A 19,533-nucleotide genomic window follows, 5' to 3' on the forward strand; every position below is an offset into this window, starting at 1 on the left:
CGCGGACCCGGCCGGAGATTTCGGGAAGGAGCCGGGCCGGGGACATGACACAGGCCCTCAACCCAGCGCCGGCACCACACAGTCGACGAGGAACGGCCCCGGCTCCGCGAGCCCCCGCTTCAGCGCCACGGCGAACTCCTGTGCCGTCGTGGCCCGTTCGGCCGGTACCCCCATCCCGCGCGCCAGCGCGACGAAGTCGAGGGACGGCCCCGACAGATCCAGGAGCCGCCGCGCCCGCGCACCGCCCGCCGCCCCCACCGCCCCGAGCTCCAGATTCAGGATCGCGTACGACCCGTTGTCGAAGACGACCGTCGTGACGTCGAGCCCCTCCCGGGCCTGGGTCCACAGCGCCTGCAGCGTGTACATCGAGGCCCCGTCCCCGACCAGCGCCGCCACGGGCCGGCCGGGGCAGGCCACCCCCGCCCCCACCGCGAGCGGCAGCCCCTGCCCCATCGCCCCGCCGGTCAGCGTCAGCCAGTCGTGCGGCGGCGCACCCGCGGTCGCCCCGGACAGCCAGAGACCCGAGGTGTTGGCCTCGTCGACGACCACGGCGTCCGCCGGGAGCAGCGCCCCGATCACGGCGGCCGCCGACTCGGCGGTCAGCTCACCGGTGGGCATCCCGGGCCGGACCGCCTCCTGGCGTACGGGCCTCGCGCACGGCCCGACCACTTCGGCGAGCCCTTCGAGCGCCGCCGTCACATCCTCCGCGCCTGCCGCGAGCGTGTGCACCGTGCACCCGTCGGGAACCAAGGTGCCGCTCTGCCCCGGATGGGCGAAGAAGGCAACCGGCGACGCGGCACCGGCCAGCACCAGGTGCCGTACGCCCGCGAGTTGGCGCACCGCGCCCGCAGCGAGGTAGCCGAGCCGCTCGACGGCGGGACTCCCCGCGCCCCGCTCCAGACGGGCCGGGAAGGTCTCGCACAGCAGCCGCGCCCCGCTCGCCCCGGCGATCCGCCCCGCGGCGGCGAGCCCGGCGCCGCGCGCGGCCGCCCCGCCGAGCAGCAGCGCGACCTCGTCACCCGACCGCAGCGCCGCGGCCGCGCCCGTCACGGCGTCCACGGAGACGAGGCCGCGCCGGGCGGGCGCGGGGCGCGGGGAGGCGGGCGGTCCGTCGGCCTGCGACCAGGACACGTCGGCGGGCACGACGAGCGTCGCGACGGCGCCGGGCGGTCCGGCCGCCGCGGCGACGGCGGCCGCGACATCACCGGCGAGCTCCGAGGCGTAGTACGTACGCCGCGTCCAGGCCGACACCGTGCGGGCCAGCGCCCCGATGTCGGACTCCAGGGGCGCGTCGAGCCGCTTGTGGCGCAGGGCGTGGTCGCCGACGACGTTGACCAGGGGCGTCGCGGCCCGCCGTGCGTTGTGCAGGTTCGCGAGGCCGCCCGCGAGGCCGGGGCCGAGGTGCAGCAGCGTGCAGGCGGCGCGGCCCGTCATCCGCCCGTATCCGTCCGCGGCACCCGTCGCCACGCCCTCGAAGAGGCAGAGGACGGGCCGCAGGCTGGGCGTCCCGTCGAGCGCGGCCACGAAGTGCAGCTCGGAGGTGCCCGGGTTGGCGAAACACGCTCGGACACCCCCGGCCACGAGGCCGTCGACCAGGATCTGCGCTCCGTTCGGCATGGCGGTCCGCCTCTGCTCGGTGGCAATGGGGTGGGCGCGCGGTGGGGCGGCGGCCCCCGGTGCGTGGGAGGGGCCCAGTCTTCACGGAGTCCGGGGCGTGACGGCAGCCGGGATCCGGCCAGCCGCCGCGGGCACACCGGGGCCGAACCTGCGCCGGTAGTCCGACGGGCTGAGCCCCGTCTCGCGGCGCAGCCTGGCCCGCAGGTTGGCGGCGGTGCCCAGGCCGCTGCGGTGCGCGACCACGTCGATCCGCTCCTCGCCGCGCTCGATGAGTCGGCAGGCCAGGGCCACGCGTTCGCCGGTGAGCCAGGCCAGCGGAGTGGTGCCGAGCTGGGCCTGGAACCGGCGGTGCAGGGTCGCGGGGCTGACCCCGGCGCGGGCCGCGAGACCGGCCACGGTGAGCGGCTCGGCGAGACGCTCCTGCGCCCAGGCGAGCAGCGGCGCGAGCGACTCGTCCCGCACCTGCGGAACCGGCCGCTCCACGAACTGCCGCTGTCCGCCGTCCCGGTGGGCGGCGAAGACGAGGCGCCTGCTCACGGAGTTGGCGACCTCCGCGCCGAAGTCGCCGCGCACCACGTACAGGCTCAGATCGAGGGCGGCGGCGCTGCCCGCGGCGGTGAGGATGTCGCCGTCGTCCACGAAGAGCACGTCCGGTTCGAGCCGCACGGCCGGAAATCGCTCACGGAAGGGGCGCGCCCACTGCCAGTGGGTGGCGGCCCGGCGTCCGTCGAGGATGCCGGACTCGGCGAGCGCGAAGGCGCCGGTGCAGAAGCTCATGATCCTGGCGCCCCGCGCGTGGGCGCGCCGGACGGCGTCGAGCACGGCCGGGGCGCGCGGCACGGTGTGGTCGGGGCGGCCCGGCATGATCAGGGTGTCCGCCGTGTCGGCGGCGTCGAGTCCCGGTACGCCGGTCAGGCTGAAGAACCCGTGGTTCATCCGCACCTCGGGCCCGGTGGCGCACAGCACGATCTCGTACAGGGCGCCGGGCAGGCCGAGTTCGGGGCGCGGCAGCCCGAACACCTCGGTGGCGACGCCGACTTCGAAGGGGTTGGTCCCCTCGTCGATGACGACCACGACGCGGTGCGGGGGCGCCTGCGTCCGCGCCCGCATCCGCGCCTGTGGCGGCGTCGGCGGTTGCGAGGATTCTTGCGGCATGCGCGATTTCTAGCACTCGTGGTGGCGGCGCGTCACGCCGGAAGATCGATGTCATGAACCCGGAACCACACCTCAAGAACAGCGAACCTCTCTCCCTGGACCAGGCGCTCGCCTCCTTCGACGACCTGTGGAGCCCGCGCATCGTCACCTCCGTCAACGACTACGACGTCCGCGTCGCCAAGGTCGAGGGCGAGCACGTCTGGCACGTCCACGACGACACCGACGAGTTCTTCCTCGTACTCGGCGGCGAGCTCCACATCGATCTGCGCGAGCCCGCGGGGGAGCGCCGCGTCACGCTGGAGCAGGGCTCGGTCTTCACCGTCCCGCGCGGCACCGAGCACCGGCCGTACGCCCCCGACGGCGCCCGCATCCTGCTCTTCGAACCCACCGGCACCCTGACCGTCGGCGACCGCCACGAGGAGATCCCGGACCACGTGGACGCGACCGCGGGACACCCGCTCAGCTAGCGCCCCGACGCGTAACCCCACAGGTCAGAGCCCTCACGCCCGCTCATACGGGCAGAGATCGTAAGAGACCCGTCAAGAGGCCCGCCGGCGCCGTATGGAGGGCGTCAACGGAGGACGGAACGGCTCGAACGGAGGCTTTCCTCTAATCGTCCGTTCGAGCAGTTTCCCCATCTCTTCCGTCAGGAGCTCACGATGGCCGACCTGGCCTTCGTCGTCACCACGATCGCGGTCTTCGCGCTGGTGGCAGCCGTCGCCAAGGGGGTGACCAAGCTGTGACCGCCGAGAACGTCGTCGGCCTAGTCGTGGCCGTCGCCCTCCTTGGCTATCTCGTCCTCGCCCTCGTCTTTCCGGAGAGGTTCTGAGTACGGATATGAGCCCCGTCCTTGCCGGTGTGCTCCAGCTGCTCGCCCTGGTGGCGGCGCTCGCACTCGCATACCGCCCGCTCGGCGACCACATGGCCCGCGTCTACAGCTCGAAGAAGCACCTTCGCGTCGAGAAGTGGATCTACCGGGCCATCGGCGCCGACCCCGACACGGAGATGCGGTGGCCCGCGTACCTGCGCGGCGTCCTCGCCTTCTCCGCCATCGGCGTCCTCTTCCTCTACCTGCTCCAGCGGCTCCAGGGCTCGCTGCCAGGATCACTCGGCTTCCGCTCCATCGACCCGGACCAGGCCTTCAACACCGCCGCCTCGTTCGTGGCGAACACCAACTGGCAGTCGTACGCCGGTGAACAGGCCATGGGCCACGTCGTGCAGACCGGCGGCCTCGCCGTGCAGAACTTCGTCTCCGCGGCCGTGGGCATCGCGGTCGCGGTGGCCCTGGTACGCGGCTTCGCCCGCTCCCGCACGGGTGAACTGGGCAACTTCTGGGCCGACCTGGTGCGCGGCACCGTCCGCGTCCTGCTCCCGATCTCCGTCGTCGGCGCGCTCGTCCTCGTCGCCTGCGGCGCCCTGCAGAACTTCTCCGGCATCCATGAGGTCGGGCAGTTCATGGGCGGCAAGCAGCAGTGGAACGGCGGCGCCATCGCCTCGCAGGAGGTCATCAAGGAGCTGGGCACGAACGGGGGCGGCTACTTCAACGCCAACTCCGCGCACCCCTTCGAGAACCCCAGCCCGTTCTCGAACCTCTTCGAGATCTTCCTGATCCTTCTCATCCCGTTCGCGCTGACGCGGACCTTCGGCAAGATGGTCGGCTCGGTCAGGCAGGGCTACGCCATCCTCGCCACGATGGCGACGATCTGGCTCGCCTTCACCGCGCTGATGATGTGGACCGAGTTCCACCACGGCGGCCCGGCCCACGACCTGGCGGGCGGGGCCATGGAGGGCAAGGAGACCCGCTTCGGGATCGGCGGGTCGTCGATCTTCGCGGTGGCCACCACCCTCACCTCCACCGGCGCCGTGAACTCCTTCCACTCCTCCTACACCGGCTTCGGCGGCGGCATCGAGATGCTCGGCATGCAACTCGGCGAGATCGCGCCGGGCGGCGTCGGCTCCGGCCTCTACGGCATGCTCGTCATGGCGGTCATCGCGGTCTTCATCGCGGGCCTGATGGTCGGCAGGACGCCGGAGTACCTGGGCAAGAAGATCGGCACCCGCGAGATCAAGCTGGCGGCCTGCTACATCCTGATCACCCCGGCGCTCGTCCTCGGCTTCACGGCCGTCGCGACGGCCCTGCCCACGCCGGGGAACTCGATGACCAACTCCGGCGCGCACGGCTTCTCCGAGATCCTCTACGCCTACACCTCCGGGGCCAACAACAACGGCTCGGCCTTCGCGGGCCTGAACGCCGACACCCAGTGGTTCAACAGCACGATCGGCATCGCGATGCTGCTCGGCCGCTTCCTGCCGATGGTGTTCGTGCTGGCCCTCGCGGGCTCGCTGGCGCAGCAACGGCCGGTCCCGGCGACCACGGGAACCCTGCGCACCGAGAAACCGCTCTTCACCGGCTTGCTGGTCGGCGCAATCATGATCATCACCGGTCTGACCTATTTCCCCGCGCTCGCGCTGGGACCGCTTGCCGAGGGGCTTGCGTCATGAGCACACACCTGCACGAGAACGAGCCCGGCGACCGGAGCGGCGGTTCCGTCGCCACCGCGGACCGCGCCCCCCACCAGGACCTTCCCACCGGTCACACCGCCACCCACGACACCCGGGTCGGCGCAGGCCTCTTCGACCCGGCCCAACTCCTGACGTCGCTGCCGGACGCCTTCCGCAAACTTTCGCCGCGTGTGATGGTCAAGTCCCCGGTCATGTTCGTCGTCCTGATCGGCTCGGTGGTCACCACCGTCCTCGCGATCCTGGACCCGGGGGACTGGTTCGGCTGGGCGATCACCGCCTGGCTCTGGCTGACCACGATCTTCGCCAACCTCGCGGAGGCCGTCGCCGAGGGCCGCGGCAAGGCGCAGGCGGACACGCTGCGCAAGGCCAAGACCGACACGGTGGCGCGCCGCCTGACCGGCGGAGGCGAGGAGTCGGTGCCCGGCACCGACCTGCGCGTCGGCGACCTGGTCGTCTGCGAGGCGGGCGACATCATCCCCGGCGACGGAGACGTCGTCGAGGGCGTGGCCTCCGTCGACGAGTCCGCCATCACCGGCGAATCGGCCCCCGTCATCCGCGAGTCCGGCGGCGACAGGTCCGCCGTCACGGGCGGTACGAGGGTGCTCTCCGACCGCGTCGTCATCAAGATCACGACGAAGCCCGGCGAGACGTTCATCGACCGCATGATCAACCTGGTGGAGGGCGCGGCCCGGCAGCGCACACCCAACGAGATCGCGCTGAACATCCTCCTCGCCTCCCTCACCATCGTCTTCCTGCTCGCCGTCGTCACCCTCAAGCCCTTCGCGATCTACGCCGGGGCCGACGACCAGACCTCGCTGATCGTCCTGACGGCGCTGCTCGTCTGCCTGATCCCGACGACCATCGGCGCCCTGCTCTCCGCGATCGGCATCGCCGGCATGGACCGCCTGGTCCAGCGCAACGTCCTCGCCATGTCGGGCCGTGCGGTGGAAGCGGCGGGCGACGTGTCGACGCTGCTCCTGGACAAGACCGGCACCATCACCCTCGGCAACCGCCAGGCCGCCGAGTTCGTCCCGGTCCGCGGCACCACCGAGGCCGAGGTCGCCGACGCCGCCCAGCTCTCCTCACTGGCCGACGAGACGCCCGAGGGCCGCTCCATCGTCGTACTCGCCAAGGAGAAGTACGGCCTGCGCGAACGCCACCAGGGCGAGCTGACCGGCGCCGAATGGGTCCCCTTCACCGCGCAGACCCGGATGTCCGGCGTGGACATCGAGGGCCGCAAGGTCCGCAAGGGCGCGACCGGCTCGGTCATCGCCTGGGTCGAGGAGCGCGGCGGCGAGGTCGCCCCCGACGCGCGGACCCTGCACGACTCGATCTCCCAGGCCGGCGGCACCCCGCTGCTCGTCGCCCTGGAGGACGAGAACGGCGCCCGGGTCCTCGGGGTGATCCACCTCAAGGACGTCGTCAAGGAGGGCATGCGCGAGCGGTTCGACGAACTGCGCCGCATGGGCATCAAGACCGTCATGATCACGGGCGACAACCCGCTGACCGCCAAGGCCATCGCGGACGAGGCGGGCGTGGACGACTTCCTCGCCGAGGCCACCCCCGAGGACAAGATGGCGCTGATCAAGCGCGAGCAGGCCGGCGGCAAGCTGGTCGCGATGACCGGCGACGGCACGAACGACGCTCCCGCGCTCGCGCAGGCGGACGTCGGCGTGGCCATGAACACGGGGACGTCGGCCGCCAAGGAGGCCGGAAACATGGTCGACCTCGACTCCAACCCCACCAAGCTCATCGAGATCGTCGAGATCGGCAAGCAACTCCTCATCACCCGGGGTGCCCTGACGACCTTCTCGATCGCCAACGACGTCGCGAAGTACTTCGCGATCATCCCGGCCATGTTCGCCGTCGCGTACCCGAGCCTCGACAAGCTCAACATCATGAACCTGTCGTCGCCGGAGTCCGCGATCCTCTCGGCGGTCGTCTTCAACGCGCTGATCATCGTGGCCCTCGTGCCGCTGGCCCTGAAAGGCGTGCGGTACCGGCCGATGACGGCCGACCGGATGCTGCGGCGCAACCTCGGCGTCTACGGTCTCGGCGGCCTCATTGCCCCGTTCATCGGCATCAAGATCATCGACGTACTCCTCTCCCTCCTCCCCGGCATTGGGTGACGCGGTCATGAACAACAACTCCGTACGGAACTCCGCCCGGCTGCTGGGGGCGGGCCTGCGCGCCCTGCTCGTCCTGACCGCGCTCTGCGGCGTCCTCTACCCGCTGGCGGTGACCGGCGTCGCCCAGGCCCTCTTCCACGACAAGGCCAACGGCTCCGAGGTGAGCGCGCACGGCAGGACCGTCGGCTCCGAACTCATCGGCCAGCGCTACGACCTGCCGCTGAAGAAGGGCCAGAAGACACCCGAGCCGGACCTCAGGTGGTTCCAGCCGCGCCCCTCCAACGGCCTCGGCGAGAACAGCGTCAACACCCGTTACGAACTGCTCGTCTCCGGCGCCACCAACCTCTCCGGCGACAACAAGGAGCTGATCGACCAGGTGAAGGCCGCGAAGGCAGCCGTGATCAGGGACAACTCGACCCCGACCCACAGGCTCACCCCCGCCGACGTCCCGCCCGACGCGGTCACGTCCTCCGGCTCCGGCCTGGACCCCCACATCTCCCCGGCCTACGCCAGTCTCCAGACCCACCGCGTGGCCGCCCGCAACCACCTCTCCGTACGCCAGGTACAGCACCTGATATCCGCCAACACCGACGCCCGAACCCTCGGCTTCATGGGCGAACCGAGGGTCAACGTCCTCCGACTCAACATCGCGCTGAGCGAGCTGACGGGGAGGAACTGAGTCGGAGTCGTGCTGCCTGTGCGGGCTCCCTGCATCAGGCCATCGCCAGTACTTCCGGAAGGCTCCGACGCTCATATCTCGACAGGCGCTGCCGCACGCAGAGCGAGGTGGGTGCGCTTTCACCGAGGTCGGCTTCTGCTGACACACCAGCCCCGACCGGCGGTGCGCAGCAGCCCCGGCAACGGCGTTGGCCAGATCTCGGACGCGGTCCGAGTCTGCCCCCAGCACTGACCCCACAGGAAGGCACACCTTGCGCAAGCCAGAAAATTGGTACGGGGCACTTGGGACGAGCCGAAGGTAGCGGCGCAATGGCTGGGGGAACGACTGGTCGAATGCGGACCCCGGCTCGCCTCCGAGTCGGATCGTGACAGCACGCGGCCGACGGTCCTGGGCAACTCCGCGGCCGAAAGGCTGGACCGGGCGGCGACCTGCCCGCTTCCATCTGGAGAGGCCCGCATTCCTGTCCGTAGCCCTGGTGACGTGCTCCCCGAACCGCACAGGACCTCTCCTGCCGGACGAGATCCGCGTGCGGTCCCGGCAAAGCAGAAGACCCCGGATGCGTTGGTCGCGTGACCATCCGGGCGGAGCGGGCTCCCTTCGCTCATCCGCCCATGATCGTCTACCCGACAACACGAATATCGGCGATGTGCCGTAGACCTGCCAGGCTCAGCCGACCTACCGTCCTCTTGGCGCCAGGGACCGATCCTGCAACGAAGGAGGGCACGATGGCACGCGAGGAACTGAGCCGCCTCACCGGCCTTGTGGAGATCCCGGAGCACGTTCTGAGGGAGGCCGTCCGTGCTCTTGGATGGTGAGGAGTGGCGTAGGTTCTTCGACACCTTCGAGCACGAAGCGTGGCGGTTCGAGGCGCAGCCCACCTACACCATGCCGAAGGAGCAGGAGAACGTCGCCCGATTCCTGCGGGGCGAGAGCAAGCCCGACGACCACAATGCTCGCTGGCATGAACGGGTACGGGGATACGTAGAGTCCGGCAAGCGCGTCGGCCGTGTGCGCATCGTGCGCCAGCCGCTCACCGACTATCAGCGGTACCAGTTCGCATGGGGCATCCCCGGCAACATCGCGGCAGGGGAGGACATCCGCGTCTTGGATGTGACTCAGGAGGGATACGGTCTGCCGCTCTCCGGGCGTGACTGGTGGATGTTCGACGAACTGCGCATCGCACACCTGAACTTCCGGCCAGACGGCACCCAGATCAGTCGCGTGACATACGAGGGAGACCCCGCTCCATATCGGGAATGGCAGCGAATCGCCCTGGAGCACGCAGTGCCTTTCGAGGAGTATGTGAAGGGCCTTGACGTTTGATCCTGGGCAGCTAGGCCAGTCGAAGACCGACCTGGCGGCGGTACTGCGCACGATGCGTAGGCGAGCCAGCCGTACACAGGTTTGGCTCGCCCATCGGTGCAGCATGTCCCAAACCAAACTCAGCAACATTGAGACCGGTCGGATCACGCCGGGCCTTGTCGACGTCGAGTTGATTCTCAGAGCCCTCGATGCACCCCAAGAAATGGTGGCAGAAGTCGCCGCCCTCGCGAGGCTCGCCAATACGGAGTGGCAGGGAAAGCGGGCGTCGTGGCGCCGGGGATTAGAGAAGCGGCAGTCGGAATTGGCGGGCCTCGAAACGGAAGCCGTGACGCTCCGGTATTTCCTGCCCGCGATGGTGACGGGGCTCCTCGCCACACCGGAGTACATCAGGGCGAGCTTGGGCCATGCGCCAGTGGATGTCTCCAAGACCGTTGCGAAGAAGCTGGACCGGCAAGCGGTCCTCTATGACGCCAGGAAACGGTTCACGTTCCTGTTGACGGAGCAGGCCGTCAGATGGACTGTAGTCCCCCACGCCGCGATGGCCGTACAGATCGACCGCCTCGTCTCACTGTCTCACCTGCCGAACGTGCGCATTGGCGTGATCCCGTTGGAATCGGTGATCGCAAGAGGCCCAATGAACACCTTCACGGTCTACGACCAACGCTTGGCGACTGTCGAGACGTTCACCGGGCGCCTAGTTTTCCAGGACGCTCGGGACATCGCGGAACACCTCGAAGTGTTCGGTTTGTACGAGCGTCATGCGTTGTTCGACGGAGATGCCAGAGAGCTGCTCGGAGAGTGGGCTACCTCTTACCGTTCATGATCTTCTACCCCACAACGTGCATATTTCTGGAGACTCGGCGCTGACGGGCCGAGGATGTACTCATGCCGACCGAACCGAAGGATCCGAGACAGAAGGCCCCGCAGGGTTGGCGGATGGACCCGATCCCAAGCCGTCCGGCGTACCGGGATGCTGACGGCAAAATTCGCATTCCTGTGTGGCTGACGAAGAACGGTCGGCATATGGCAGACACGGAAATGATTCTGCTCCCGTCCGAGGCGGCCTTGCTGGCCGACAACCTGACCAACGCGATGCGCGACAACTCCAGGTCGATGCTGCACGAGCTCTTTCGGGAGAACGCGACGGCTCTTGGCCCGGGTGTCGTGTTCGTGTCGAAGCCGGACCGGTACCGGCTCTGAGTCTGCCCCCCCCTCAGCGCTGATCTCCCAGGAAGGCACACCCATGCCCGAAACCGGAACCGACCTGTACAGCCTGCCCATCGACGGCGTCACGTTCCTCAAAGCGTGCGGAGGCAACACGCACCCTGACGGCGAGGCTTGCGCCACGCTGGCGAAGATCGGCCCCCACGCGTGGGCGTTGGGCGACAGCAAGCGGCCCGGTGCGGAGCCGTTGCGCTTCACCACCGAGGAACTGCACGCGGCCGGTATCGACCCGGCCCGCTTCGGCCTGTCCGCCTGACGGCCACTCCTTGTCCCCCGGCCCTGGCTCACCCCCGAGAGGCAGGGCCGGTCGGGCGCTCCTCTTCTTCCTGCACTGAACGGGACGACAGTTGCACCACCACGGCTACCTGTGGACCGGCTCCAAGCAACGGTTCGATGGCGAGGCGCTGCGACGGCCCCCGCACCCTGATCCTCCTCCGGCCGATAAGCCGGAGCTGATCCAGCGGTACAGGGAAGTGAAGGCGGAGTTCCCGACCGTGGACCTGCCACCGCTGGAGACGGCCCACTGGCTGATCAAGCCCGCAAAGCTCGTGCGCGGCACCTGGGACGAGCCGAAGGAAGCGGCGGAATGGCTCGGGCAACAACTGACCCAGTACGCACCCCGGTTCGCCTCCGAGTCCAACCGTGACAGCACGCGGCTGGCGCTGCTGGTCCACTCCGCTGCGGAACGGCTGGGCTGGGGCGGAGATGTGTCCCACGGCTTCTACCTCGAACGGCCCTCGTATCTGTCCCTGGCCCTGGTGTGCTGCTCACCGAATCGGGCCATGCCGGAACTGGAGTGCCCGTTGCGGTAGGTCCTCTCTCAACAACAAAGCCCCGGTCCGAAATGGGCCGGGGCTTGCTTGTGTTGGTTTGGTTGGAGGAGTGCTCGGAAGGGGTTGGCGTCGAGCGGTTCCGGGCGCTTCGGTTCCGGCACGGGGACCGGGGCCGGGGTGGGCGTGGCCCGGTAGGCGTCCATGCGGAGAACCGTGGCGCCATTCCGTGCAGGTGTGGCCGGCCGGGATCCTGGGAGCGGTTCCGGCTTCCGTTCCGGTGACAGTGCAGTGGCCGGCCGCTGGGTCGGCAGGGTCTTGCCGAGGATGCGCGCGTACCGGCGGACGATCCGCCACAGCGGCCGAGCGTCCTCGGAGAGCGTGATCACGCGGGGCCGGGCGGTGGCCCACCCATAGGCGTCGGACAGTTCCGAGCCGTCGACCTTCGGCAGGCTTAAGAACGGAGCCCGGAAGCTCGCCGCCTCCGGAGCGAACAGGCTCGGCCTGTCATCCCTGGTCTGACCCGGGGAATCTCTGGGCCGTTGGTCACGTGGTTGGTCACGCCACTGCCCTGAAATGCAGAAAACCCCACGTGAAGTGGGGTCTCAGCTGGTGTCCGAGGGGGGACTTGAACCCCCACGCCCGTTAAAGGGCACTAGCACCTCAAGCTAGCGCGTCTGCCATTCCGCCACCCGGACAAGGTGTCTGTCTTCGCGGGGCGTTCCCCGCGGCGACACAGAGAACATTACCAGGCCTCCAGGGGTGCCCGATCACCCCCGCCACCCGCTGTGAACTGCTGATGACGACACCCGCCCGCCCTTGGGCGTGGAGCCGCGGAGAGAGAGGATGAGGGGGACCACCAGCAGCGAATGCGGGAGGAACCAGCGTGAGCGGGTCCAGCACGGGCAAGGCCGTCACCGGTGAGGACGAGGTCGTCGACCTCTGTCGCGAACTGATCCAGATCGATACGAGCAACTACGGCGACCACTCGGGCCCGGGGGAGCGCAAGGCCGCCGAGTACGTCGCGGAGAAACTCGCCGAGGTGGGCCTCGAACCGAAGATCTTCGAGTCCCACCCCGGCAGGGCCTCCACGGTCGCCAGGATCGAGGGCGAGGACCCGTCGCGGCCCGCGCTGCTCATCCACGGCCACACGGACGTCGTGCCCGCCAACGCCGTGGACTGGACGCACCATCCCTTCTCCGGGGAGATCGCGGACGGCTGCGTCTGGGGCCGGGGCGCCGTCGACATGAAGGACATGGACGCGATGACCCTCGCTGTCGTCCGCGAGCGGATGCGCAGCGGCCGCAAGCCGCCGCGGGACATCGTCCTCGCCTTCCTCGCGGACGAGGAGGCGGGCGGCACGTACGGTGCGCGCTACCTCGTCGACAACCACCCCGGTCTCTTCGAGGGGTGCACGGAGGCGATCAGCGAGGTCGGCGGCTTCTCCTTCACGGTCAACGAGAACCTGCGGCTCTACCTCGTCGAGACGGCCCAGAAGGGCATGCACTGGATGAAGCTGACCGTGGACGGCACCGCGGGACACGGCTCGATGATCCACAAGGACAACGCGATCACCGAGCTGTCCGAGGCCGTCGGCAGGCTCGGACGGCACAAGTTCCCGGTACGGGTCACCAAGACGCTGCGGCACTTCCTCGACGAGCTCGGCGACGCGCTCGGCACCGAGCTCGACCCGGAGAACATGGACGAGACGCTCGCCAAGCTCGGCGGCATCGCCAAGCTCATCGGCGCCTCCCTGCAGAACACCGCCAACCCGACGCAGCTCGGCGCAGGCTACAAGGTGAACGTGATCCCCGGGCAGGCCACCGCGCACGTCGACGGCCGCTACCTGCCGGGGTACGAGGAGGAGTTCCTGGCCGACCTCGACCGGCTGCTCGGCCCCCGGGTCAAGCGCGAGGACGTCCATGCCGACAAGGCTCTGGAGACCACCTTCGACGGCGCGCTCGTCGACGCCATGCAGACCGCCCTGCGGGCCGAGGACCCGATCGCCCGTGCCGTGCCGTACATGCTCTCGGCCGGCACGGACGCCAAGTCCTTCGACGACCTCGGCATCCGCGGCTTCGGCTTCGCGCCGCTGAAGCTGCCGCCGGAGCTGGACTTCGCGGGCATGTTCCACGGCGTCGACGAGCGGGTGCCGGTCGACGGCCTGAAGTTCGGCGTCCGGGTGCTCGACCGGTTCATCGACGCTTCCTGACCGAGTCCGACCGGGAAGCGTCCGGGAATCGCTCGGAAAGCGGCTTCTTACGTGCTGAAACGACTCTCCAATAATCGTCAGCGCGTGCGTACTTGCCTGAGAAGAGTGAAAGGAACCATAGGCTCGTAGCCCCACTACTTCCTTCTCGTTACAGGTGATGCAGTCCGCGGCTGGGACTGCATTGCCAACAAGGAGGAATAATGATCAAGAAGATCGTCGCCGCTGTGGCAGCCACGGGTGGCCTCGTGCTCGCGGGCGCGGGTTTCGCCACCGCTGACGCCGGCGCCCAGGGTGCCGCCGTGAACTCCCCCGGCGTGCTTTCGGGCAACGTTGTCCAGGCTCCCATCCACGTGCCGGTGAACGTCTGCGGCAACACGGTCTCCGTGATCGGGCTGCTGAACCCCGCCTTCGGCAACGTCTGCGTCAACAAGTGACGGTGTTGCGTCTCGCCCCATGAGGGTCTGAGTCCGTCGGCCCCGGAGTGCGTGCCATGCACTCCGGGGCCGACGGGCATTCCACGTCCGGGCGAATACGTCCGGGCGTCTTCCGGTAGGCAAAAGGCAGGAAACAGCTATGCGACAGGTCACGCGCAAAGGCCTGATGACTGTGGCGGCCGCGACCGGCGTTCTCGCCGCGACCGGCGGTTACGCACACGCGGATTCAGGAGCCGTCGGCAGCAGTTCGGATTCGCCCGGCGTGGCGTCGGGCAACTCCGTCCAGCTCCCCGTCGACGTCCCGGTCAACGTGTGCGGCAACACCGTGAACGTGGTCGGCGTCCTCAACCCGGCGGCGGGCAACCACTGCGCCAACCCCTCCCGAGGGGGCGGCGGCCCGCACAAGTCGGGCGGCGGAGCGTCGGCGCACGGGAGCAGCAGCAACTCACCCGGCGTCGGCTCCGGCAACAACGTGCAGCTGCCGATCGACGTCCCCGTGAACGTCTGCGGCAACAGCGTCACCATCGGCGGCCTCGGCAACACGGCCATGGGCAACGAATGCGCCAACGAACCCGGCACGTCGGTGACGCCGCCGGGCCACGGAAAGCCCCCGACGCACCCCGGCCACCCGGGCGAGCCCGAGCACCCGGGGAAGCCCGGTCACCCGGGCAAGCCCGAGCACCCGGGCAAGCCCGAGCACCCGGGCAAGCCCGGAGGCCCGGACGACCACGGCAAGCCCGGGAAGCCGCACGCTCCCCGGCCGCCGGGCAGCGCCGAGGACCACGTCGTCCCGAACCACCCGGGCGCGCAGAACCTCACGCCGCCCAAGGGAACCTCGCAGCTCGTACCGCCGGAGGGAACCTCGCGACTGGTTCCGCCGGAGGGGCTCGCGCAGCTCGCGTCGACCGGCAGCGAGCTGCCGCTCGGCCTCGCGCTGCCGCTCGGCGCGGGCGCGCTGCTCGCGGGCACCGTGCTCTACCGGCGGGCCCGGGCCACCGGCTGAGCCGCCGCCCACGGGCAGGCGAACGGAGCGGGTCCCGCGACGGCGGGAGCCGCTCCGTTCCGCGTCCAGGCCCGGCGCACGGCTCTCACCAGGTAGCCCTCACCTGGCGGATGATCCGTCGCTTCAGCCGCACTCTGCGGCTGCCGTCGGGGTGCAGTCTCAGGCGGTCCAACTCCCAGTGTCCGTACTCGGCGTGGTCCGTCAGCAGGCGTGTGGCTTCCTTGCGGGTGACCCCGCGCGGTACATACACGTCGACAAATTCGTATTCCGGCATCGCATCTATTGTGCGGGCATGGGCCCGGTACGGATAGCGTCTGCACTATGTCTGATGCTGCGCAGCCCACCGCTGCCGAGGTACGCGCCGCCGCCGAGGCGGTCAAGACCGCGCTCGACCGCCACCTGGCCGCGGTCGAACGCAGGTCGGGCGAGGACGATCCGGCCGTCTACGAAGCGTTCAACGCACTCGCCTCCGCGGCCGAGGAGTACGACGAACTCCTCTACGACCGCTATGACGAGGTCACGCCCTTCGAGATCCCCGGCACGGAGGACGCGCTCCCGCCGTACCAGGGCCCGGAGGAGGCGAACGCGCTGAGCGTGCTGATCCGCCGCGACTACACCGTGGCGGAGCCGCAGCGGCTGCTCGCCCAGGCCCAGCGGGTCGCCGACCTCGACGCGGGCGTGGGACGGGGCGCCGGCTCGGCCGACACCGTGCACAGTGCGCTCGGCGTCCTCTTCGGCGAGTTCGAACCGGACGAGATCTCCTCACGGCACAAGGAGTTCGGCCTGGAGGAGGGCGACTCCACGCTCTGGGTCACCGCGGTGGACACCCCCGCCGAGCCGGGGGAGTGGCTCGACGCCCCCTTCGACCAGGCGGACCCGCACCGCGTCGTGTGCCGGTTCGACGTCAGCGTGGTCTTCGACGACGAACTGGACGACGAGGGGCTCGGGCTCGACGGCCTCGACACGGACGTCGACATCGACATCGACCCGGATGTGGCCGTCCCCATCGACGAGATCGACGAGATCGACGAGATCGACGAGATCGACGCCGACGGCGATGAGGACGCCGGTGACGAGGGTGAGGCGGACGAGGAAGGGCGGGACGTCCACAGGGCCGGCCGCTGACGGCCCTCCCGGCGTATCGCTTCTGCGCCCGCCGCCGCTGACTCGGGGCGGCGGGCGCACTCACCGCGGAAGCGGCCCGCTCAGGCCGTCGCCGCAGGCACCTGCGGGCGCAGCAGCGTCTGCAGGCGCGTCGTACGGTCCTTCCAGAGGCGCTCCGCCACCGCGCGCGGCAGCGCCTGCTCCACGCCCTGCACCACCGACAGGTGCCGCTCCCCGCGGGTGAACGCCGTGTACACCCACGGCCGGGTCAGTACCTGTGCCGCGTCGCCCGGCAGCACCACGACCACCGCGGGCCAGCGCAGCCCGGCCGCCTGGTGCGCGGTGAGCGCCCACGCGTGCCGCACCTCCCGCTCCACCCGCTCCTTGGGTACGACCACGGGGGCGCCGTCGCACTCCAGGTGCAGCCCCTCCGCGTCGGCCCGCACCACACGGCCGAGCACGGTACGGCCGGCCGCCGGGACGTGCGCGACGCGGTCGGCGGGGTCGAAGCCGCCGAAGCGGCCGGGGCCCGGATTCAGCCGTTCTTTCAGCGCGGTGTTGAGCGCCCGGGTGCCCGCGGCGCCGCCGTGTCCCGGCGTGATGACCTGCGTCTGCTCGGCGGGCACCCCGATCGCCCTCGGCACCGAGTCCGCGACGAGCTGCACGGTGCGGTGGATCGCCTCCGCGGCGTCGCGCACCGGGACGAGGACGACCTCCTTGCCGGGCGCGTCGACCTGGTTCAGCTCGCCGATGCCGATGCCGGACGTCAGCTCGCCGATGGGCCCCGGGTCCGGGGTGCGCGAGACGACCTGCGGGCAGCAACGCGCGGCGACGAGGTCGGCGAAGACGCGGCCGGGGCCCGCGGACCACAGCACCCCGGGATCGCCGCTGAGCACCAGGCGGGCGCCGTCCGGCAGGGACTCGACGAGCATCGCCGCGGCCTCCACGTCCAGCTGCGGCGCGTCCAGGACGACCAGGAGGTCGAGGGCGAGCGCGCCGTCCGCGTCGCGGCCGGGACCCTCGGCGCCGGAGAGCAGCCCCGCCACGGTCACCGCGGCCCCCTCCGCGCCGCTCGCCCGTGCGAGGCGGGCGCGTCCGTCGGCGCTGTGGGCGGCGGCGCACACCCGCAGGCCCATGGCCGACGCCGCGGCCACCAGCGTGGCGGGCTCGGCGCGCGCCTCCTCGCCGCCGGAGTGCAGCACGAGGCCGTGCCCGGCGACGGCGCGGATCAGCTCGGCCGCGGACCCCGACGCCCCGGCCGCGGCGCTCTCCCAGTCGGCCGCGGGGCCCGGTCCTTCCTCCTTGGGCAGCGCGTTGATCACCCGGGCGAGGCCGTCGGCGAGGCTCTCCTCCGCGAGCGCGTACCGCTCAAGTCCGATCAGGATCCGGACCGGGCGCTCGGGCTCGCCGTCCGCGTCCTCCGCACCCTCATGGGCGCCCTCGTCGGAGCGCTGGACGGGCACATCGGCGCCTTCCAGGGCGTCCTGGAAGACCAGGGCGTCGCCCTCGGCGACGGCACTCTGCACGGCCGCGTCCGGATCAGGCACCGCACGCTGCCCGAGGGCGGCGATCAGCGCGGCGGAGTCGAGCGCCGTGTGCCCCGCGACGGCGGCCTGCTCCAGGAGCCATACGGTGATCGCGCGGCCCCTGCGCTCGTCACCGGGCCCGCACTCCGGGCCGAGCAGGGCCCTGGCGAACCCGTCGGCCTGCTCGGGCCGCACCCCGGAGACCCGCAGCAACTGCCAGGGGTCCGCGCGCAGTCGTTCCCCGGCGCCCTCGCCGAGCACGGCCGCCGCCTGCTCCGCGAGAGCGGCGGGCGCGCCACCCTCGGCGAGCACGGCACGGATCTCCTGCACGGTCTCCTCGGCGGGCTGCGCCGACGCGGTCTGCCGCGGACGCACGGGCTCGGGAGCGTGGGACGGGGCGGGCCTGCGGGGTGCGGGCTCCGGATCGCGGAAGGCGCTCGCGACGGGCTTCTCGCCGCTCTCCACGGCGCGCACGGCGGCGAGCAGGTCGGCGGCGGTGCCGCTCAGCTTCGTGCCCGCCTCGATCGGGCCCTCCTTCGACGCCTTCCGCTGCTCGATGCGCTCCCGCAGCTCCCGCTGTGCGGCGATCTCGGCCTCGGTCTCGGACAGCTCGGTGCTCTCGCCCTTGGCCTCGCCCGCGTCCGTGCCCTCGCTGGTGCCCGCGTCCGGGGCGTCGGCGGAGGCGCCGCCCTCCGGTGCCTCCGGCGCGGCGTCCTGCGCGCCCGGCGACTCCGTCTGCTCCGCGGCAGCGGCCCCCGGGTCCTCTGCGGCGGCGGGTTCCGTACTCACAGCGTGCTCCAGTCGTGATCGGGATAGCGGTGCACGGGCGCCGACACGTCGTCGAGCGCCTGGCAGATCTCGTCAGGAAGACTAAGGGTCTCCACTGACAATGCCGCCGTGAGCTGCTGCGCGTTGCGCGCGCCGACGATCGGGGCCGTCACGCCGGGGCGGTCGCGCACCCAGGCGAGGGCGACCTGGAGCGGGGAGGCGGCGAGCCCGTCGGCGGCCGTCGCGACCGCGTCGACGATGCGGCCCGCCGCGTCGTCCAGGTAGGGCGCGACGAAGGGTGCCAGCTGGTCGGAGCCGCCGCGCGAGTCGGCGGGCGTCGCGCGGCGGTACTTGCCGGTGAGGACGCCGCGGCCGAGCGGTGACGAGGGCAGCAGACCCACCCCCAGGTCGACGGCGGCGGGCAGCACCTCCCGCTCCACGCCGCGTTGCAGCAGGGAGTACTCCATCTGCGTGCTGGCGAGCCGGGTGCGGGTGCCCGGCAGGGCGAGCTGCCAGGTCGCGGCCTTGGCGAGCTGCCAGCCGCAGAAGTTGGAGACCCCCGCATAGCGGGCCCGTCCGCTGCTGACCGCTATGTCGAGGGCCTGCAAGGTCTCGTCCAGGGGTGTCGCCGGGTCGAAGGCGTGCACCTGCCACAGGTCCACGTAGTCCGTGCCGAGCCGGATGAGTGAGGCGTCGAGCGCGTCGAGCAGATGGCCGCGCGAACCGTCGAAGCGCCGCTCGGGGTCCGGCACGCTGCCGGCCTTGGTCGCGATGACCAGGTCGCGCCGGGGCACGAGCCGCTCGATCAGGCGCCCGAGCAGATACTCGGCCTCCCCGTCGCCGTACACATCGGCCGTGTCGACGAGGGTGCCGCCCGCCTCCCAGAACACCTTCAACAGGTCGGCGGCGTCGTTCTCCTCGGTGTGACCCCAGGTGAGGGTGCCGAGTCCGATGCGGGACACGCGAAGGCCGGTGCGGCCGAGATGCCTCTGCTCCATGGGCGCTGAGATTACTGGCCGGATCCCGGCGAGGGGCGGGCCTGTGGACAAACCAGCGATTGTGGAGA

At 70.7% G+C, this 19,533-nt stretch carries 19 protein-coding genes and 1 tRNA gene; 14 read left to right on the forward strand and 6 right to left on the reverse strand.

Going from position 1 to position 19,533, the window contains the following annotated elements:
- Window positions 1-57: 57 nt before the first annotated feature.
- A complete protein-coding gene (locus ACFVYR_RS22825) occupies window positions 58-1,617 on the reverse strand; it encodes an acetolactate synthase large subunit (protein ID WP_384251571.1) in 1,560 nt (519 codons plus the stop codon).
- Window positions 1,618-1,698: 81 nt separating this feature from the next.
- On the reverse strand, window positions 1,699-2,727 hold the full coding sequence (locus ACFVYR_RS22830) for a GlxA family transcriptional regulator (protein ID WP_384251727.1): 1,029 nt from the start codon (window positions 2,725-2,727) through the stop codon (window positions 1,699-1,701).
- Window positions 2,728-2,825: 98 nt separating this feature from the next.
- Between ACFVYR_RS22830 and ACFVYR_RS22835 the strand changes: the two genes are divergently transcribed.
- The 10 genes from ACFVYR_RS22835 (at window position 2,826) to ACFVYR_RS22880 (ending at window position 11,462) form a co-directional block, all read left to right on the forward strand.
- The gene (locus ACFVYR_RS22835) at window positions 2,826-3,239 is read left to right on the forward strand and encodes a cupin domain-containing protein (protein WP_384251574.1); all 414 of its coding nucleotides are present in this window, start codon (window positions 2,826-2,828) and stop codon (window positions 3,237-3,239) included.
- 272 nt (window positions 3,240-3,511) lie between these two features.
- The gene (kdpF, locus tag ACFVYR_RS22840) at window positions 3,512-3,601 is read left to right on the forward strand and encodes a K(+)-transporting ATPase subunit F (protein ID WP_037802756.1); all 90 of its coding nucleotides are present in this window, start codon (window positions 3,512-3,514) and stop codon (window positions 3,599-3,601) included.
- A gap of 8 nt (window positions 3,602-3,609) precedes the next feature.
- Window positions 3,610-5,274, forward strand: a complete 1,665-nt coding sequence (gene kdpA / locus ACFVYR_RS22845) for a potassium-transporting ATPase subunit KdpA (RefSeq protein WP_384251577.1) — start codon at window positions 3,610-3,612, stop codon at window positions 5,272-5,274.
- Window positions 5,271-7,424, forward strand: a complete 2,154-nt coding sequence (gene kdpB / locus ACFVYR_RS22850) for a potassium-transporting ATPase subunit KdpB (protein WP_384251580.1) — start codon at window positions 5,271-5,273, stop codon at window positions 7,422-7,424. Before kdpA ends, kdpB begins: the two co-directional genes overlap by 4 nt.
- 7 nt (window positions 7,425-7,431) lie before the next feature.
- Entirely contained in the window at window positions 7,432-8,103 is a 672-nt protein-coding gene (locus ACFVYR_RS22855; protein WP_384251583.1) for a potassium-transporting ATPase subunit C, read from the forward strand.
- A gap of 798 nt (window positions 8,104-8,901) precedes the next feature.
- Complete coding sequence (locus ACFVYR_RS22860) at window positions 8,902-9,426, forward strand: DUF6879 family protein (RefSeq protein ID WP_384251586.1); 525 nt, start codon at window positions 8,902-8,904, stop codon at window positions 9,424-9,426.
- Window positions 9,416-10,249, forward strand: coding sequence for a helix-turn-helix domain-containing protein (locus tag ACFVYR_RS22865; protein ID WP_384251589.1), 834 nt, complete (start codon window positions 9,416-9,418; stop codon window positions 10,247-10,249). The genes ACFVYR_RS22860 and ACFVYR_RS22865 overlap by 11 nt, the downstream gene beginning before the upstream one ends.
- Before the next feature lie 62 nt (window positions 10,250-10,311).
- Window positions 10,312-10,626, forward strand: a complete 315-nt coding sequence (locus ACFVYR_RS22870) for a hypothetical protein (RefSeq protein ID WP_384251592.1) — start codon at window positions 10,312-10,314, stop codon at window positions 10,624-10,626.
- Window positions 10,627-10,669: 43 nt separating this feature from the next.
- On the forward strand, window positions 10,670-10,906 hold the full coding sequence (locus tag ACFVYR_RS22875) for a DUF397 domain-containing protein (protein WP_384251595.1): 237 nt from the start codon (window positions 10,670-10,672) through the stop codon (window positions 10,904-10,906).
- A 91-nt stretch (window positions 10,907-10,997) separates the two neighbouring features.
- Window positions 10,998-11,462 carry a hypothetical protein gene (locus ACFVYR_RS22880; protein WP_384251598.1) on the forward strand — a complete coding sequence of 155 codons (465 nt, stop codon included), beginning with the start codon at window positions 10,998-11,000 and terminating at the stop codon, window positions 11,460-11,462.
- Window positions 11,463-12,030: 568 nt separating this feature from the next.
- Here the strand turns inward: ACFVYR_RS22880 and ACFVYR_RS22885 are convergent.
- Window positions 12,031-12,118, reverse strand: a tRNA-Leu gene (locus tag ACFVYR_RS22885).
- A gap of 188 nt (window positions 12,119-12,306) precedes the next feature.
- On the opposite strand from ACFVYR_RS22885, the gene ACFVYR_RS22890 reads away from it, so the two are divergent.
- From ACFVYR_RS22890 to ACFVYR_RS22900, 3 genes are all read left to right on the forward strand, one after another.
- Complete coding sequence (locus tag ACFVYR_RS22890) at window positions 12,307-13,632, forward strand: M20/M25/M40 family metallo-hydrolase (RefSeq protein ID WP_384251601.1); 1,326 nt, start codon at window positions 12,307-12,309, stop codon at window positions 13,630-13,632.
- 200 nt (window positions 13,633-13,832) lie between these two features.
- Window positions 13,833-14,066, forward strand: coding sequence for a chaplin ChpH (chpH, locus tag ACFVYR_RS22895; RefSeq protein ID WP_384251605.1), 234 nt, complete (start codon window positions 13,833-13,835; stop codon window positions 14,064-14,066).
- Window positions 14,067-14,205: 139 nt separating this feature from the next.
- Window positions 14,206-15,069: a chaplin family protein gene (locus tag ACFVYR_RS22900; protein WP_384251608.1), complete on the forward strand. Its 864-nt coding sequence runs from the start codon at window positions 14,206-14,208 to the stop codon at window positions 15,067-15,069.
- 85 nt (window positions 15,070-15,154) lie between these two features.
- Here the strand turns inward: ACFVYR_RS22900 and ACFVYR_RS22905 are convergent, their stop codons facing one another.
- Window positions 15,155-15,343, reverse strand: coding sequence for a DUF5703 family protein (locus tag ACFVYR_RS22905; RefSeq protein ID WP_355810220.1), 189 nt, complete (start codon window positions 15,341-15,343; stop codon window positions 15,155-15,157).
- Window positions 15,344-15,390: 47 nt separating this feature from the next.
- Here ACFVYR_RS22905 and ACFVYR_RS22910 point away from each other — a divergent pair, with 47 nt between their 5' ends.
- Window positions 15,391-16,194 (forward strand): hypothetical protein, encoded by an 804-nt coding sequence (locus tag ACFVYR_RS22910; RefSeq protein WP_384251611.1) that lies wholly within the window; start codon window positions 15,391-15,393, stop codon window positions 16,192-16,194.
- 80 nt (window positions 16,195-16,274) lie between these two features.
- Here ACFVYR_RS22910 and ACFVYR_RS22915 read toward each other — a convergent pair whose 3' ends face one another.
- Together ACFVYR_RS22915 and ACFVYR_RS22920 are read right to left on the reverse strand one after the other, a co-directional pair.
- Window positions 16,275-18,488: a helix-hairpin-helix domain-containing protein gene (locus ACFVYR_RS22915; protein ID WP_384251613.1), complete on the reverse strand. Its 2,214-nt coding sequence runs from the start codon at window positions 18,486-18,488 to the stop codon at window positions 16,275-16,277.
- Complete coding sequence (locus tag ACFVYR_RS22920) at window positions 18,485-19,465, reverse strand: aldo/keto reductase (protein WP_384251616.1); 981 nt, start codon at window positions 19,463-19,465, stop codon at window positions 18,485-18,487. The genes ACFVYR_RS22915 and ACFVYR_RS22920 overlap by 4 nt, the downstream gene beginning before the upstream one ends.
- Window positions 19,466-19,533: the final 68 nt, after the last annotated feature.

This window comes from Streptomyces sp. NPDC058284, assembly GCF_042881135.1.
Classification (GTDB): domain Bacteria; phylum Actinomycetota; class Actinomycetes; order Streptomycetales; family Streptomycetaceae; genus Streptomyces.

Coding starts and splice junctions, on each gene's coding strand:
- ACFVYR_RS22825 (WP_384251571.1), bottom strand. CDS start 1,617: ATGCCGAACGGAGCGCAGATCCTGGTCGACGGCCTCGTGGCCGGGGGT.
- ACFVYR_RS22830 (WP_384251727.1), bottom strand. CDS start 2,727: ATGCGGGCGCGGACGCAGGCGCCCCCGCACCGCGTCGTGGTCGTCATC.
- ACFVYR_RS22835 (WP_384251574.1), top strand. CDS start 2,826: ATGAACCCGGAACCACACCTCAAGAACAGCGAACCTCTCTCCCTGGAC.
- kdpA (WP_384251577.1), top strand. CDS start 3,610: ATGAGCCCCGTCCTTGCCGGTGTGCTCCAGCTGCTCGCCCTGGTGGCG.
- kdpB (WP_384251580.1), top strand. CDS start 5,271: ATGAGCACACACCTGCACGAGAACGAGCCCGGCGACCGGAGCGGCGGT.
- ACFVYR_RS22855 (WP_384251583.1), top strand. CDS start 7,432: ATGAACAACAACTCCGTACGGAACTCCGCCCGGCTGCTGGGGGCGGGC.
- ACFVYR_RS22870 (WP_384251592.1), top strand. CDS start 10,312: ATGCCGACCGAACCGAAGGATCCGAGACAGAAGGCCCCGCAGGGTTGG.
- ACFVYR_RS22875 (WP_384251595.1), top strand. CDS start 10,670: ATGCCCGAAACCGGAACCGACCTGTACAGCCTGCCCATCGACGGCGTC.
- chpH (WP_384251605.1), top strand. CDS start 13,833: ATGATCAAGAAGATCGTCGCCGCTGTGGCAGCCACGGGTGGCCTCGTG.
- ACFVYR_RS22900 (WP_384251608.1), top strand. CDS start 14,206: ATGCGACAGGTCACGCGCAAAGGCCTGATGACTGTGGCGGCCGCGACC.
- ACFVYR_RS22905 (WP_355810220.1), bottom strand. CDS start 15,343: ATGCCGGAATACGAATTTGTCGACGTGTATGTACCGCGCGGGGTCACC.
- ACFVYR_RS22910 (WP_384251611.1), top strand. CDS start 15,391: ATGTCTGATGCTGCGCAGCCCACCGCTGCCGAGGTACGCGCCGCCGCC.
- ACFVYR_RS22920 (WP_384251616.1), bottom strand. CDS start 19,465: ATGGAGCAGAGGCATCTCGGCCGCACCGGCCTTCGCGTGTCCCGCATC.